Below are 12,515 nucleotides of genomic sequence, written 5' to 3' on the forward strand. Positions count from 1 at the left end.
GCGGCGCTCGCTCGCCGTGGCCCCGCGACTGCCGTCGGACCGCCGCGTGGGTGCGCGGTTGGGCCGGCCCCCTCCCCGCCCGGCGCCGCGGCCCCCCCCCCCACTACCTGTGCCTACTGCTCGTTGGCGTAGGGGTCGGCGATCCCCAGGTCGGCCAGGATCTCACGCTCCAGCTGTTCCATGGCTTCGGCTTCCTTGTCGTCCTCATGGTCCCAGCCCAGCAGGTGCAGCACGCCGTGCACGGTGAGGTGGGCATAGTGGGCGTTGAGGGCCTTGTCCTGCTCCTCGGCCTCGCGGGCAACCACCGGTGCGCAGATCACCAGATCGCCGAGCAAGGGGAACTTCACGCCCTTGGGCAGGCCTTCGGGCAGCTCGGCTGGGAAGCTGAGTACGTTGGTGGCGTAGTCCTTACCCCGGTAGTGGCGGTTCAGTGACTGGCCTTCCTTGGCGTCGACCACGCGGATGGCCAGATCAGCCTCGCGGATGCGGCCCTTCAAGGCGGCAGCCACCCAGCGGCGGAAGCTCACCGCTGCCGGCAGGCCGGCGCGGGGCAGGGCGTAGCTGACGGCTACATCAAGGCGGACAGGGCCCTTGGTCATGGCAGGTTCCAGCAATCAGGCAATACAGACGGCACAGTATCGCGCGGCTGGCGTGTCACTGCGACTTCCATTCGTCGGTGCTGTAGCCGATCTCGACGATTTCGCTGTCGGAACCAGGGGGCAGGCGGGCTTTTTCCAGCGAGGAGTGGCAGTTATAGCCCGCATGCAGTGTGGCCTGCTGCACCAATGCTATTGCGCCGGCCTCTGGCGCCGCATCCGGAGACAAGTAGATCGTTGCGTTGGCGCAGTCGCCGATGTTGGCAACCTGCAATGCGGGGATAAGGGCCCGCGCTGCGCGATCAGCAAGGGTGTCAAAGTTCGCCTGGGTGGTGCGCTCCTGAGCCGCGCTTGCGCGCAGTTTGAAGTAATAGAGTTGCTTGTAGAACAGGTAGCCGCTGGAATACATCGCCCAGTCCCGCGGTTGCAGATTCATGCTCAGCTGCAGTTTGCGGCCGATGACCTGTTCGGCCTCAGCCTTGGCCTTGATCACCGCAGCATCAATGTCATTGGCTGGGTCCGGGGCGGCAGTAGCCGCCTGCAACGGAAAGCTGCTGTCCTGCAGCTCTTGCAACTTGGTATAGCTACCTTGGTTGACGGCCTGCTTCAGGTCATCACGAAAGGCCTTCATACCGAGTTCGACGGCTGTGGCCTGTTGCATCCGGCCGGCCGGATAGACATAGACGTCAAAGCGGATTTCTTGATGATCCTTCAGTGCATAGCGGAAGCCAGCGCCGGAAAATTTCTGATCGGGGTCGTAGGACGCCCCTTCGAGTTCGAAGTCACCAACCTGGCGCGGAGCTATCAGATAGCTGGTTTCGACATAGGGGCGCGCGGCCGGCTGCTTCTTTGCAGCAAGGACCGGCAGGCTGGCTGCCAGCAGCAGGGCGCAGGTAAAGAATGGATATGGCCGGGGCATGGCACCTCCTGTGCATCGCGGGAGGCGCCAGTCTAAGCCTACTCGGTGCCGGGTTTGACCTGCTGCAGATCGCGGCGGTCATAGGCGCTGACGATGCGGGCCACCAGCGGGTGGCGCACCACGTCGCGCGATTCAAAGAAGGTGAAGCTGACCCCGTCCACGCCGCGCAGCACCTCGATGGCGTCGCGCAGGCCGGATTTGATGTGCTTGGGCAGGTCGGTTTGGGTCAGGTCGCCGGTGACCACGGCGGTCGAGCCGAAGCCCAGGCGGGTCAGGAACATCTTCATCTGTTCGATGGTGGTGTTCTGCGCTTCGTCCAGGATCACGAAGGCGTCATTGAGCGTGCGGCCGCGCATGTACGCCAGCGGAGCGATCTCGATGACATTCTTCTCGAGCAGTTTGGCCACTTTTTCCACGCCCAGCATTTCATACAGGGCGTCGTAGAGCGGGCGCAGGTAGGGATCGACCTTCTGGGTCAGGTCGCCGGGCAGGAAGCCAAGTTTTTCGCCGGCTTCCACAGCCGGGCGCACCAGGATCAGGCGTTGCACGCGCGATTCATTCAGTGCGTCCACGGCCATTGCCACCGCCAGGAAGGTCTTGCCGGTACCGGCCGGGCCAATGCCGAAGCTGATGTCATGGGTGGCGATCTGGTGCAGGTAGCTGGCCTGGTTGAGACCGCGACCACGCACGGTGCCGCGCTTGACCTTGACCGCAATTTCCTGCGCTTCATAGGCCTGCTCGGTCACATGATCGACATTGGCGCGGTTTAGCCGCAGGTGGATGGCGTGGCTGTCGAAGACGGCTTCGGCGGCTTCCACGTAGAGGGCTTTGAGCAGCTTTTCTGCTTCCAGTGCGGTCTTGCCCGGGCCGCTGACGCGGAAGACATTGCCGCGGTTGGCAATCTCAACGCCCAGTTTGAGTTCGACCTGGCGCAGGTGCTCATCAAACGGCCCGGCCAGATTGGCCAGCCGTTCGTTATCAACCGGGTCGAGCGTGAAGTCGCGATGCGTGGTGGTGGTCATTTTCACTAACAGTTGCTGGCCGGCGAAGCCGTGCCTTGGACCTTGGAAGGGTACCCCTGCGGCTGACGGACCACCAGCGGGGCAGGGAGTGGTCCGGGTTCTCCACAGCCGATGTGGATGTGGCGTGGGCCAAGCTGTGGATATCCCTGTCCAACCCTTGCGGCATAAGCCTCTTGGCGGGGTGGTTAAAAAACCGCCACATTTGACGGTTTATGGGTAACAAGTTGTCCACAATTTTTGTGGATCGATTCGGGATGAACGTGTGGATAACCATGCGCAGCCCAATAACGACGGGCTTTGGGTCGGTGTGGCGAATAAATGACCGCAGCCGCCTGGCGGCGGCCAGAAAAAGCCGCGGAGGCTTTTCCCCTCTCCCGCTAGCGGGAGAGGGGCAGCTTCCGAACCACTGGTTCGCTGCCCATCGAACGACCTTGCGCCAGCGCAAGGGCTGGGGCGCGGAGCGGGGGCAGGGGCAGGGGGTGCTCCTGCTTCGGACTAGTGGACCCCGCCTCTGACCCGCGCAGCCCACCTTCCGTAAGAAAGCACAGCAACAGCAATCGCGGCCCTGACCTCAATCTTGCGTAACCACTCGTCCACGCAACGAATTGCTGAAGGCTTCGGTGATCAGCACGTCCACAAACTGGCCGATCAGTCGCGAACTGGCCGGGAAGTTCACCGAACGCATGTTCTCGGTCTTGCCGGTCAGCTCGTTCGGGTCCTTGCGCGACGGGCCCTCGACCAGCACGGACTGCACGGTGCCAACCATGTTCGTCGAGATGCCCGCAGCATGCTCGTTGATCTGCGCCTGCAGCCGCGACAGCCGGGCGTGCTTGTCGGCGTCGCTGGTGGTGTCTTCCAGGTCGGCGGCCGGGGTGCCGGGGCGGCGCGAATAGATGAAGGAGAAGCTCTGGTCGAAGCCCACGTCCTCGATCAGCTTCATGGTCTTCTCGAAATCGGCATCGGTTTCACCTGGGAAACCAACGATGAAATCCGAGCTGATCGAGATATCCGGCCGCACCGCGCGCAGCTTGCGGATCTTGGACTTGAACTCCAGCGCGGTATAGCCGCGCTTCATCGCGCTGAGCACGCGGTCGCTGCCGGCCTGTACCGGCAGGTGCAGGTAGTTGGCCAGTTTCGGCACGTCGCGGTAGGCATCCACCAGCGAGTCGCTGAATTCCAACGGGTGGGAAGTGGTGAAGCGGATGCGGCCGATACCGTCGATTTCGGCAAGGGTGCGGATCAGCAGGCCGAGGTCGGCAATCTCGCCGTCGCCGTAGGGGCCACGGTAGGCGTTGACGTTCTGGCCAAGCAGGTTGATCTCGCGCACGCCTTGATCGGCGAGCTGGGCGCATTCGACCAGCACGTCTTCGAACGGGCGGCTGACCTCGGTGCCACGGGTATACGGCACCACGCAGAACGAACAGTACTTGGAGCAGCCTTCCATGATCGAAACGAAGGCCGACGGGCCTTCGGCGCGCGGCTCGGGCATGCGGTCGAACTTCTCGATCTCCGGGAAGCTGATGTCCACCTGCGGCTTGTTCTGCTCGCGGCGGGCGCGGATCAGCTCCGGCAGGCGATGCAGGGTCTGCGGGCCGAACACCAGGTCCACGTAGGGCGCGCGCTTGACGATGGCTTCGCCTTCCTGCGAGGCCACGCAACCGCCGACGCCGATGATGACGTCGCGGCCATTGGCCTTGAGCGCCTTCCAGCGGCCGAGCTGGCTGAACACCTTCTCCTGCGCCTTCTCGCGGATGGAGCAGGTATTGACCAGCACCACGTCGGCTTCTTCGGGATTGTCGGTCAGCTCCAGCCCTTCGGATGCGGCAAGCACGTCGGCCATCTTGGTCGAGTCGTACTCGTTCATCTGGCAACCGTGGGTCTTGATGTAGAGCTTGCCGCGCGCGCCGCCGGCAACCGTCGGCCGCTGGCCGGGCAGGGGAATCAGTTCGGGTGTGGTCATTTCAACAGTAGGCACGGCGGAGCCGGCCGTGATCGGCAGGGGAGTTGCTGGCGTCCCGGGCATGGCGCTTATTCCAGACGGGTGGGCGGGCACGCAGCCGCTGGGGCTGCATTCGTAGCCACCTATTGTATCGGTCTGCCGGGCAAAGCACGAAAGCCGCTGCGTCAAATACTTGGCAAGCCCCGGCGAAGCTGGGAGACTCGCGCCCATGAAGGGGATTTTGGGGATCACCGGCATTCTCGCAGCAGCATTGGTCGCTTTGCCGGCCAGTGCCGGCACGCTGTACAAGTGCGTTGGCAGCGATGGAGTGCCCAATTACGTCAGCAAACGCGTCAGTGGCGCGAGCTGCAGCGTGGTCAGCAGTTATCGGCCCACACGCGATGTGCCGCGTTATGTGCCGCCGACCCCGGCGCCCGTTGCCGCCCCGGCTGCGGCTCCCGCGAGCCAGGCCAATGACAGTTCGACGGCGGTTGCTGCGCAGGCCGCCCCCACCGCAGTGTCGCCGGCGCCGGCGCCTGCTGCAGGACGGGCACAGCGGGTGATCAGTGGGCAGGTCTACTCTTATATGAAGGATGGGGTGCGCCACTACACCAGCAGCCGGCCGGCCCAGGTGGCCAACATCGGCGCGGTACGCACCATTCAATACAGTTACATCGAGCGTTGCTTTGCCTGTGGCGTGAACTCCAGGGTCAACTTCGGCTCGGTGCGACTGAACACCCAGGCGTACAGCACCGAGATCGCCTCGGCCGCGCGCGAGTTCGGTGTCGAGGAGGCGGTGGTGCGGGCCATCATCCATGCCGAGTCGGCGTTCAACCCGACCGCGCTCAGTCGCGCCGGAGCGCAGGGCTTGATGCAGTTGATGCCACCTACGGCGCGTCGCTTCGGGGTCTCCGATTCCTATGACGCCGGCCAGAACATCCGCGGCGGCGTGCAATACCTGTCGTGGTTGCTGCGTCGTTTCAATGGCAACCTGACCTTGGCCGCAGCGGGCTACAACGCCGGCGAAGGTGCGGTGGATCGCCATGGCGGTGTGCCCCCGTACAAGGAAACCCAGTACTACGTGCAGCGCGTCGCGCAGTTGGCCGACCGCTACCGTGGCGAACTGGCCACGCGCCAGTAGACCGTCCCCAAATGCTTCTGTTGCAGCAGGCCGTGACAAATTTCGCGGACTGGTGTTTGATCGCGTTGTGTCAGCGTTAAGCGTTCCGCTACACTCCGGAACGATTCGATTCAGAGCGGGATGGCCCCCACCAGACCGCTGGCAGCCTCTAGCTACCTAATCATTATCGGAGTGCCGGATGGCAAACGATGGGGTAAATGATCCAGTCAACACAGGACGTCGGCGGTTTTTGACAGCGACCACAGCCGTGGTCGGGGCAGTCGGTGTTGGTTTCGCCGCAGTTCCTTTCATCAAGTCGTGGAATCCCAGCGCCCGTGCCAAGTTGGCCGGTGCCCCGGTGACCGCCGATATCAGTGCGTTGCAGGAAGGCCAACGGCTGATCCTGGAATGGCGCGGCCAGCCTATATGGATCGTCAAACGCTCCAAGGCCATCCTGCAGGCATTGCCTACCCTGGATGCACGGCTCAAGGATCCGGAGTCCGGCAACAAGGACCAGCAGCCGGACTACGTGCTCAAGGGCAATCCCGAATTCCGCTCGATCAAGCCGGATGTATCCGTGCTGGTCGGTCTGTGTACCCATCTGGGCTGTTCGCCGGAGATGGTTGCCGAGATCCGCCCCGAGCCCTACGACGCGCAGTGGAAAGGTGGCTATTTCTGCCCCTGCCACAAGTCGCGTTTCGACATGTCCGGGCGCGTGTTCCAGGACGTGCCGGCGCCGATCAACCTGCTGGTGCCGCCGCACCATTATGTGGATGACAACACCCTTGTCATTGGCGTTGATCCGCAGGGAGCAGCCTGATCATGGCCAACAATATTCTTACCCGCACCGTCAGCGGCGTGGCCGATTGGGTCAATGAGCGTGCGCCGGGCCTGATGCCGGTGTATCGCAAGCATGTCAGCGAGTATTACGCGCCGAAGAATTTCAACTTCTGGTACTACTTCGGCTCGTTGGCGATGGTGATCCTGGTCAACCAGATCGTCACCGGCATCTTCCTGACGATGCACTTCAAGCCCAGCGCGGCCGAGGCGTTCGCCTCGGTCGAATACATCATGCGCGACGTGGAGTGGGGCTGGCTGATCCGCTACATGCACAGCACCGGTGCCTCGCTGTTCTTCATCGTGGTTTACCTGCACATGTTCCGCGGCTTGATGTACGGCAGTTACAAGAAGCCGCGCGAACTGGTGTGGATACTGGGCATGCTGATCTACCTGGTGCTGATGGCCGAAGCCTTCATGGGCTACGTGCTGCCGTGGGGCCAGATGTCGTTCTGGGGTGCCAAGGTCATCATCTCGCTGTTCGGTGCCATCCCGGTGATCGGCAACGGCCTGACCGAATGGATCATGGGCGACTACCTGCCCGGCGATGCCACGCTCAACCGCTTCTTCGCCCTGCACGTCATCGCGATGCCGTTGGTGCTGTTGCTGCTGGTGGTACTGCACCTGGGCGCGTTGCACGAAGTGGGTTCCAACAACCCGGACGGCGTGGAGATCAAGAAGGGGCCGAAGGGCAACCGCTGGTCGCCGACCGCGCCGACCGATGGCATCCCGTTCCATCCCTACTACACGGTCAAGGATCTGGTCGGTGTTGGTTTCCTGCTCACGCTGGCCGCTTTCATCATCTTCTTCGCGCCAGTATTCGGTGGTTTGTTCCTTGAGCATGACAACTTCACCGAGGCCAACCGGCTGGTTACCCCGGAGCACATCAAGCCGGTCTGGTACTACACGCCGTACTACGCGATGCTGCGGGTGATCCCGAACAAGCTGGGCGGTGTGATGGTGATGTTCTCGGCCATCGCCATCCTGTTCCTGGTGCCGTGGCTGGACAAGGCCAAGGTCAAGTCGGTCCGCTACCGTGGCCCGATTTCCAAGGTGATGCTGGGCATCCTGGTGGTGTGCTTCGTGTGGTTGGGCGTGATTGGTTCCGGTCCGGGCACGGCGATCTGGGAGACCTGGGTGGGCCGCGTGCTGACCTTCCTGTACTTTGGTTTCTTCATCACCATGCCGCTGTGGACGAAGATCGACAGCACCAAGCAGGTACCGGACCGGGTGACGACGCATGACTGACAAGTGGATTGTGCGGTTGGCGATGGCTGCCGCGATGATGTTCTGTGTCCCGGCATTTGCCGCCGGTGGTGGCAAGTTGATGCAGGCCGGCAATGATCTGGGCGACCAGGCCTCATTGCAACGCGGCGCGCAGGCTTACATGAGCTACTGCTCGGGCTGTCACTCGTTGAAGTACCTGCGCTATTCGCGCATGGGTGAGGATCTCGGCCTGACCGAGCAACAGGTGATGGACAACCTCAACTTCACTGGTGCCGCCTATGGCGAGCAGATCCAGGTGGCGATGCCGCATGACGAGGCGACCAAATGGTTCGGCAAAATGCCGCCGGACCTGAGCCTGATATCGCGGGTGCGCGGTAGTGATTGGATCTACAGCTATCTGAAATCATTCTATGTGGACGAGTCGCGGCCACTGGGTTGGAACAACAGCGTGTTCCCGAACGCCTCGATGCCGAACCCGCTGTGGGAGCTGCAGGGCATGCAGCACGCCATTCACGGCAAGGCCGAACAGGAGGGCATCGACCCGCCGGTGGTGGGCTTCAAGCTTGCTTCGCCGGGCAAGGTTGACCCGCGCGGGTATGACCAGACGGTCCGCGACATCACCAACTTCCTGGAATATGCCGGGGAGCCGGCCGCGCTCAAGCGGCAGAGCCTGGGCGTCTGGGTGGTGCTGTTCCTGGCCCTGCTGACCTTCCTGGCCTATCTGGTCAAGACCGAGTACTGGAAAGACGTGCATTGAGCTGGGTGCAAGCCGGGGGCTGTGCGCAGGGGGGCCTTGGCAACTGCGCCTGTGGCTTGGCACACTCGGGTAACCGTGGTCACCGTCAGCAATGTGCTGGCGGGGCCGTAAGGTTGGCGGAATCCGACCGATGGAGAGCCTTTGATGGCGGCGAGTGTGCGTATGCGTAATACCCTGACCTTGTTCTCTGCAAACGACGATGCCCTGTGCCATCGAGTGCGGTTGGTGTTGGCGGCCAAGGGCGTGACTTACGATCTGGTGCCGGTCGATGCGCAGAACCCACCGGAAGATCTGATCGATCTGAATCCGTATCACTCCGTGCCGACCCTGGTTGAGCGGGAGCTGGTGCTGTATGCGGCTTCGGTGGTGAGTGAGTACCTGGACGAACGCTATCCGCACCCGCCGTTGATGCCGGTCGATCCCTTGTCGCGGGCACGGCTGCGTCTGGCGATGCTGCGCATCGAACATGACTGGGTGCCGCAGGTGCAGGCCATTCAGATGGGCAACAAGACCCAGGCTGAAGCGGGGCGCAAGCGCTTGAAGGAACTTGTCGCGCAGTCGGTGCCGTTGTTCAAGGCGTCCAAATTCTTCCTCAATCCGGAAATGAGCCTGGCTGACTGCGCCATTGCGCCGATCATCTGGCGGCTGGAGTCGCTTGGTGTGGCGCTGCCCAAGGACGGCAAGGCGATCGAGGACTATGGCAACCGTTTCTTCCGCCATCCAGCCTTCGTCCGCAGCCTGACCGATCAGGAAAAGAAGCTGCGCGAACTGCCGGGCTGAGCAGTCGCCGGCTGTATACGAACTTATCGATCACCGCCGACAGGCGGTGATCGCGCTTCAATGCCGCGTACACTTGTGCAATGACTGAAGAAACTTTCCGGATGAGCAGCCATCGCCCCTATCTGTTGCGGGCGCTGGTGGAGTGGATCAACGACAATGGCATGACGCCACACGTGATGGTTGATGCCGGGGTCCCCGGCGTGCAGGTGCCGAGCAGCGCGATCAAGGAAGAGCGGGTCGTGCTCAATATTGCCGAGCGCGCCGTTGTTGGCCTGCATATCGACAATGATGCGGTGAGCTTCACCGCGCGCTTCTCCGGAACCAGTTTCCCCGTTTACGTGCCGATTTCGGCGATTCTGGCCGTCTATGCGCGTGAGACCGGGCAGGGCATGGCCTTGCCGGATGACATTCCGGGTACCGAGACCACGCCGGATGACGACGATACGCCGCCGACCGATCCCCCTGAGCGTCCGCAGCCAGCTGCAAAGCGCCCGTTCCTGCGGGTAGTCAAATAATTCCACCGCCGCCGCTAGGCGGCGGTTTTGTTTGCGGGCTTTGTGTAGTGCCGAGCCATGCTAGGCTGGGGCTTTCCACGCGAGCCCAGCAGCTGCCTGTCGGTAAGGCCTCTGCCGAGCATGGCTCGGCACTACCTGTCGGGTTTGTTGGTGAGGCCTCTGCCGAGCATGGTTCGGCACTACGGTGGATCAGATGTCTTCTGCTTCTTCGGTGCTTTTGCGCAGGCGGCCGATCTGGGCGGCGGCGGGGCCGCTGAAGGAAATCAGTTCGCGGCCGCGTAACACCATGCGGCCGGTGTGGCGATCCTGGCCGTCGTAGGAATAGTCGAAACGGAAGCTGCGCTCGAAGCCAAGCCAGCCGTTGGGCAGGCGGCACAGGCGCAGGCCGGTGCTGTGTACGCTCTGGTCCAGCCATTGCACGTCGGCGGCGCGGCAGGCGTTGCGGCCCAGTTCGGTGGCGCGGTCGGCAGCGGCGCGGGAGCGGTCCCAGAACGCGAAACCAACCGCGCCGACAATCATCAGGATAAGAAGGGTAGGCATGCGAGCACTTTAGGCGATCTGCCCATCCATGCGCAGCCCTTCGGTTCGCAAGGGATGCCTGTGCGCAGCGCGGGAAAGCCTCAGTGGGTGACCGGTGTTGGAATGGGCTCGTCCGGTGGTGGCGGCAAGGGCGCGGTCGAATTGAACGCTGGTGCCGGGTTGGTTGCGGTCAACTTCAACAGCGCGGCCCAATCCTGTCGATTGAGGTTGCACTCTTCCTCCTGGCCCGGTGAACAGCGCTGCTCGATCGGCGAGCTCGGCGCCTGCGCAGCGTTGGCCTTGGGCAACTCAAGCAGGCCAGTGCGATCAAGCATGAGCTTGCGCATCACTACCGAATTGGCGACGTTGCCGCCGACAAGGTAGAGCGTGCGGTCGCCGCCCATATTGGCGCTGACCACGATCTCGCAATGCGACTTCCAATTGCCGGCACGGCCACTGCCCAGCGCCTGGATCAAGCCGGCGTAGTTCAAGGTGCTGCTGCGGTCGCGCAGGAAGCACAGCATGTCGCCGGGCGCGGGCTTCTCGCTGGCCGGGTCGGCCAGGCGATACGGCATGCCGTTGCTGCCGCCCTGGTAGGCGGCACGGATGTAATCGATATGGCGCGGTGATCGGGTAAAGCCGGGCACGGCGGCGCGCGTCATCACCCAGGAGATGAAGGCGGCTGACCACGGGTTGTCGATCAGGAAGGCGCGGCAATCGGTGTCGGTGTATCGATTGCCGGCCGGTTGCGCGCAGCTGCTGGCACCGGCAATGGCGCCCATCGGGCCAAGCGTGCCGCTGTCGCGCCAGTAGCCGACGACGCGCTGCCAGGCGATCAGGCCGTTGTCGGCCAGATGCTCGTTCTCGGCCTCGGTAACGCCGAGGCTGGCGATGCGGCCGTCGCGGTCGATGAAGGGCCGGTACCAAAGGCGGTGTTCACCGCAGGCTGTCGCGACCACGGCCTTGGCGGTTTCGCTCAGGCCATAGCGCGGCGGCACATCACAGGCTTCGGCTGCCATCGCCGGCAGCGCGGGTAACAACAGGGTCATGCCGCACAACAGAAATCGATATGCCACAGCAGGCTCCGCGAGGGATATTGGGAGAGTGTCGCAGTGGGGGCCGTGTGCGTGCCGTGAGTCAGCGCGGTGGCGGGCCCAGTTTCAGCGACAGATCGATGGCTTGCACATGCTTGGTCAGCCCGCCGATGGAAATGCAATCCACGCCGTCTTCGGCGATGGCGCGTAGCGTGGTCATGTCGACGCTGCCGGAGACTTCCAGCGGAATCCGCCCGGCAGTGATACGCACGGCATCGCGGCGCATCGCAGCGCTGAAGTCGTCTATCAGGATGCGTTCGCAACCGACCGCCAAGGCTTCCTGCAGCTGCTGCAGGTCTTCCACCTCGACTACCAGTGGCAGCTGCGGTTGCTGGGCGCGCGCGGCATGCACGGCGGCGGTCAGGGAGCCGGCGGCGCGGATGTGGTTCTCCTTCAGCATCACCGTATCGAACAGGCCGATGCGGTGGTTGTGGCCGCCGCCGCAGCGCACCGCGTACTTCTGCGCCAGGCGTAGGCCGGGCAGGGTTTTGCGGGTGTCGAGGATGCGCGCCTTGGTGCCTGCCACCGTCGCCACGTAGCGCGCGGTGATGGTGGCGGTGCCCGACAGCGTCTGCAGGAAGTTGAGCGAGGTGCGCTCGGCGCTGACCAGGCTGCGGCTGCGCCCGCTCAGGGTTGCCAGCACAGTGCCGGCGCTGACGTGGTCGCCTTCCAGCACCCGCCAATCGATCCGGACCTGCGGGTCCAGTGCACGATGGGCGGCGTCGAACCAAGGCCTGCCGGCGATCACCGCATCCTGCTTGCACAGCAGGTAGGCGATATCGGCGGCATCGGGCAACAGTGCGGCGGTGACATCGCCGCTGCCGATATCCTCGGCCAGAGCGCGGGCGACATCGGCGTCAATCTGTTCCTGCGGCGGGGCCAGTGGCGGGTGCGGCAGCATTATTTGGCCGGGAAATCGGTGATCTGGGCAGTGGCGATGGCTTCATCGGCCAGCAGCACCGGGATGCCGTCATCGACGCGGAAGACTTGCTTGCGGTCACCGCTGATCAGGGCTTCGCGCAGCGGTTGGGCCTGCGGGCTGCCGTCGGCGCGGGTCACGCCGCCGTTGCTGATGGCGCGGTTGAGGGCTTCCAGTCCAGCGCTTTCCAGCAGGAACAGCGGCTGGCGGGTGTCGGGGGAGACGAGCAGGTCGAGCAGTTTGCGGTCCATCAGTTCGTGGTCTTGCGGGG

Annotated in this window: 14 protein-coding genes; 6 read left to right on the forward strand and 8 right to left on the reverse strand. The window is 63.5% G+C overall.

All coding sequences use genetic code 11. The annotated features are described in order from the left end of the window. Positions 1-113 precede the first annotated feature (113 nt). The 4 genes from ybeY to miaB all read right to left on the reverse strand — a co-directional run bounded on the left by ybeY (position 114) and on the right by miaB (position 4,560). The gene (ybeY, locus tag ACVOLS_RS14375; RefSeq protein ID WP_313493664.1) at positions 114-599 is read right to left on the reverse strand and encodes an rRNA maturation RNase YbeY; all 486 of its coding nucleotides are present in this window, start codon (positions 597-599) and stop codon (positions 114-116) included. A gap of 55 nt (positions 600-654) precedes the next feature. Beyond that, positions 655-1,515 carry a hypothetical protein gene (locus ACVOLS_RS14380; RefSeq protein WP_481546160.1) on the reverse strand — a complete coding sequence of 287 codons (861 nt, stop codon included), beginning with the start codon at positions 1,513-1,515 and terminating at the stop codon, positions 655-657. A gap of 38 nt (positions 1,516-1,553) precedes the next feature. Next, positions 1,554-2,537 (reverse strand): PhoH family protein, encoded by a 984-nt coding sequence (locus ACVOLS_RS14385; RefSeq protein ID WP_481546194.1) that lies wholly within the window; start codon positions 2,535-2,537, stop codon positions 1,554-1,556. Positions 2,538-3,108: 571 nt separating this feature from the next. After that, on the reverse strand, positions 3,109-4,560 hold the full coding sequence (gene miaB / locus ACVOLS_RS14390) for a tRNA (N6-isopentenyl adenosine(37)-C2)-methylthiotransferase MiaB (RefSeq protein ID WP_481546161.1): 1,452 nt from the start codon (positions 4,558-4,560) through the stop codon (positions 3,109-3,111). Between the two features lie 145 nt (positions 4,561-4,705). Here miaB and ACVOLS_RS14395 point away from each other — a divergent pair, with 145 nt between their 5' ends. From ACVOLS_RS14395 to ACVOLS_RS14420, 6 genes are all read left to right on the forward strand, one after another. Beyond that, entirely contained in the window at positions 4,706-5,617 is a 912-nt protein-coding gene (locus ACVOLS_RS14395) for a lytic transglycosylase domain-containing protein (protein WP_481546162.1), read from the forward strand. Between the two features lie 178 nt (positions 5,618-5,795). Continuing rightward, positions 5,796-6,416: a ubiquinol-cytochrome c reductase iron-sulfur subunit gene (gene petA, locus ACVOLS_RS14400; RefSeq protein WP_481515595.1), complete on the forward strand. Its 621-nt coding sequence runs from the start codon at positions 5,796-5,798 to the stop codon at positions 6,414-6,416. A 2-nt stretch (positions 6,417-6,418) separates the two neighbouring features. Then, positions 6,419-7,681 (forward strand): cytochrome b, encoded by a 1,263-nt coding sequence (locus tag ACVOLS_RS14405; protein WP_481546163.1) that lies wholly within the window; start codon positions 6,419-6,421, stop codon positions 7,679-7,681. After that, on the forward strand, positions 7,674-8,417 hold the full coding sequence (locus ACVOLS_RS14410) for a cytochrome c1 (protein WP_481546164.1): 744 nt from the start codon (positions 7,674-7,676) through the stop codon (positions 8,415-8,417). The genes ACVOLS_RS14405 and ACVOLS_RS14410 overlap by 8 nt, the downstream gene beginning before the upstream one ends. A 144-nt stretch (positions 8,418-8,561) precedes the next feature. Then, a complete protein-coding gene (locus tag ACVOLS_RS14415) occupies positions 8,562-9,197 on the forward strand; it encodes a glutathione S-transferase N-terminal domain-containing protein (RefSeq protein ID WP_296253894.1) in 636 nt (211 codons plus the stop codon). Between the two features lie 80 nt (positions 9,198-9,277). Further along, positions 9,278-9,712 (forward strand): ClpXP protease specificity-enhancing factor, encoded by a 435-nt coding sequence (locus ACVOLS_RS14420; RefSeq protein ID WP_481510763.1) that lies wholly within the window; start codon positions 9,278-9,280, stop codon positions 9,710-9,712. A gap of 189 nt (positions 9,713-9,901) precedes the next feature. Here ACVOLS_RS14420 and ACVOLS_RS14425 read toward each other — a convergent pair whose 3' ends face one another. The 4 genes from ACVOLS_RS14425 to ACVOLS_RS14440 form a co-directional block, all read right to left on the reverse strand. Further along, positions 9,902-10,252, reverse strand: a complete 351-nt coding sequence (locus tag ACVOLS_RS14425; RefSeq protein WP_481546165.1) for a DUF3301 domain-containing protein — start codon at positions 10,250-10,252, stop codon at positions 9,902-9,904. An 80-nt stretch (positions 10,253-10,332) separates the two neighbouring features. Next, on the reverse strand, positions 10,333-11,280 hold the full coding sequence (locus tag ACVOLS_RS14430) for a DUF2272 domain-containing protein (protein ID WP_481546195.1): 948 nt from the start codon (positions 11,278-11,280) through the stop codon (positions 10,333-10,335). Positions 11,281-11,368: 88 nt separating this feature from the next. After that, positions 11,369-12,226 carry a carboxylating nicotinate-nucleotide diphosphorylase gene (gene nadC / locus ACVOLS_RS14435; protein ID WP_481546166.1) on the reverse strand — a complete coding sequence of 286 codons (858 nt, stop codon included), beginning with the start codon at positions 12,224-12,226 and terminating at the stop codon, positions 11,369-11,371. Next, positions 12,226-12,495: a Trm112 family protein gene (locus tag ACVOLS_RS14440; protein ID WP_481510618.1), complete on the reverse strand. Its 270-nt coding sequence runs from the start codon at positions 12,493-12,495 to the stop codon at positions 12,226-12,228. Before ACVOLS_RS14440 ends, nadC begins: the two co-directional genes overlap by 1 nt. Positions 12,496-12,515 lie beyond the last annotated feature (20 nt).

The organism is Stenotrophomonas sp. STEN038, assembly GCF_056759895.1.

What these genes read in the sequence shown, in the direction of transcription:
- ybeY (WP_313493664.1), bottom strand. Translation starts at nt 599, where the DNA reads ATGACCAAGGGCCCTGTCCGCCTTGATGTAGCCGTCAGCTACGCCCTG.
- nadC (WP_481546166.1), bottom strand. Translation starts at nt 12,226, where the DNA reads ATGCTGCCGCACCCGCCACTGGCCCCGCCGCAGGAACAGATTGACGCC.
- petA (WP_481515595.1), top strand. Translation starts at nt 5,796, where the DNA reads ATGGCAAACGATGGGGTAAATGATCCAGTCAACACAGGACGTCGGCGG.
- ACVOLS_RS14430 (WP_481546195.1), bottom strand. Translation starts at nt 11,280, where the DNA reads ATGACCCTGTTGTTACCCGCGCTGCCGGCGATGGCAGCCGAAGCCTGT.
- ACVOLS_RS14425 (WP_481546165.1), bottom strand. Translation starts at nt 10,252, where the DNA reads ATGCCTACCCTTCTTATCCTGATGATTGTCGGCGCGGTTGGTTTCGCG.
- ACVOLS_RS14420 (WP_481510763.1), top strand. Translation starts at nt 9,278, where the DNA reads ATGACTGAAGAAACTTTCCGGATGAGCAGCCATCGCCCCTATCTGTTG.
- miaB (WP_481546161.1), bottom strand. Translation starts at nt 4,560, where the DNA reads ATGCCCGGGACGCCAGCAACTCCCCTGCCGATCACGGCCGGCTCCGCC.
- ACVOLS_RS14440 (WP_481510618.1), bottom strand. Translation starts at nt 12,495, where the DNA reads ATGGACCGCAAACTGCTCGACCTGCTCGTCTCCCCCGACACCCGCCAG.
- ACVOLS_RS14415 (WP_296253894.1), top strand. Translation starts at nt 8,562, where the DNA reads ATGGCGGCGAGTGTGCGTATGCGTAATACCCTGACCTTGTTCTCTGCA.
- ACVOLS_RS14410 (WP_481546164.1), top strand. Translation starts at nt 7,674, where the DNA reads ATGACTGACAAGTGGATTGTGCGGTTGGCGATGGCTGCCGCGATGATG.
- ACVOLS_RS14380 (WP_481546160.1), bottom strand. Translation starts at nt 1,515, where the DNA reads ATGCCCCGGCCATATCCATTCTTTACCTGCGCCCTGCTGCTGGCAGCC.
- ACVOLS_RS14395 (WP_481546162.1), top strand. Translation starts at nt 4,706, where the DNA reads ATGAAGGGGATTTTGGGGATCACCGGCATTCTCGCAGCAGCATTGGTC.
- ACVOLS_RS14385 (WP_481546194.1), bottom strand. Translation starts at nt 2,537, where the DNA reads ATGACCACCACCACGCATCGCGACTTCACGCTCGACCCGGTTGATAAC.
- ACVOLS_RS14405 (WP_481546163.1), top strand. Translation starts at nt 6,419, where the DNA reads ATGGCCAACAATATTCTTACCCGCACCGTCAGCGGCGTGGCCGATTGG.